Source organism: Corynebacterium sp. HMSC036E10, assembly GCF_001836265.1.
Taxonomy (GTDB): domain Bacteria; phylum Actinomycetota; class Actinomycetes; order Mycobacteriales; family Mycobacteriaceae; genus Corynebacterium; species Corynebacterium coyleae.
On sequence record NZ_KV827960.1, the window covers coordinates 1 to 1,440 of the forward strand.

Sequence of the window (1,440 nt, forward strand, 5' to 3'; positions counted from 1 at the left end):
AAGCTCCTTAGAAAGGAGGTGATCCAGCCGCACCTTCCGGTACGGCTACCTTGTTACGACTTCGTCCCAATCGCCGATCCCACCTTCGACAGCTCCCATGACAGGCCACTGGCTTCGGGTGTTACCAACTTTCATGACGTGACGGGCGGTGTGTACAAGGCCCGGGAACGTATTCACCGCAGCGTTGCTGATCTGCGATTACTAGCGACTCCGACTTCATGGGGTCGAGTTGCAGACCCCAATCCGAACTAAGGCCGGCTTTCAGCGATTAGCACACCCTCACAGGCTCGCAAACGCGTTGTACCGACCATTGTAGCATGTGTGAAGCCCTGGACATAAGGGGCATGATGATTTGACGTCATCCCCACCTTCCTCCGAGTTAACCCCGGCAGTCTCTCATGAGTCCCCACCATCACGTGCTGGCAACATAAGACAAGGGTTGCGCTCGTTGCGGGACTTAACCCAACATCTCACGACACGAGCTGACGACAACCATGCACCACCTGTACACCAACCACAAAGGGAAAGACCATCTCTGGCCCGGTCTGGTGTATGTCAAGCCCAGGTAAGGTTCTTCGCGTTGCATCGAATTAATCCACATGCTCCGCCGCTTGTGCGGGCCCCCGTCAATTCCTTTGAGTTTTAGCCTTGCGGCCGTACTCCCCAGGCGGGGCGCTTAATGCGTTAGCTACGGCACGAACCCCGTGGAAGGGACTCACACCTAGCGCCCACCGTTTACGGCATGGACTACCAGGGTATCTAATCCTGTTCGCTCCCCATGCTTTCGCTCCTCAGCGTCAGTTACTGCCCAGAGACCTGCCTTCGCCATCGGTGTTCCTCCTGATATCTGCGCATTCCACCGCTACACCAGGAATTCCAGTCTCCCCTACAGCACTCAAGTTATGCCCGTATCGCCTGCAGTCCCGCAGTTAAGCTGCGGGCTTACACAAACGACGCGACAAACCACCTACGAGCTCTTTACGCCCAGTAATTCCGGACAACGCTCGCACCCTACGTATTACCGCGGCTGCTGGCACGTAGTTAGCCGGTGCTTCTTCTCTAGGTACCGTCACTTGCGCTTCGTCCCTAGCGAAAGGAGTTTACAACCCGAAGGCCGTCATCCCCCACGCGGCGTCGCTGCATCAGGCTTGCGCCCATTGTGCAATATTCCCCACTGCTGCCTCCCGTAGGAGTCTGGGCCGTATCTCAGTCCCAATGTGGCCGTACACCCTCTCAGGCCGGCTACCCGTCGACGCCTTGGTAGGCCATTACCCCACCAACAAGCTGATAGGCCGCGAGCTCATCCCACACCGAAAAAACTTTCCACCACAACCTCCAAGAAGTGGTCCTATCCGGTATTAGACCCAGTTTCCCAGGCTTATCCCGAAGTGCGGGGCAGATCACCCACGTGTTACTCACCCGTTCGCCACTCGAGTACCC

The 1,440-nt window shown here is 57.1% G+C and carries 1 rRNA gene; it reads right to left on the bottom strand.

Annotation, left to right across the window (positions count from 1 at the left end):
- Positions 1–11 precede the first annotated feature (11 nt).
- Positions 12–1,440: ribosomal RNA gene (locus HMPREF2736_RS02625) — 16S ribosomal RNA — on the bottom strand; the annotation flags it as partial.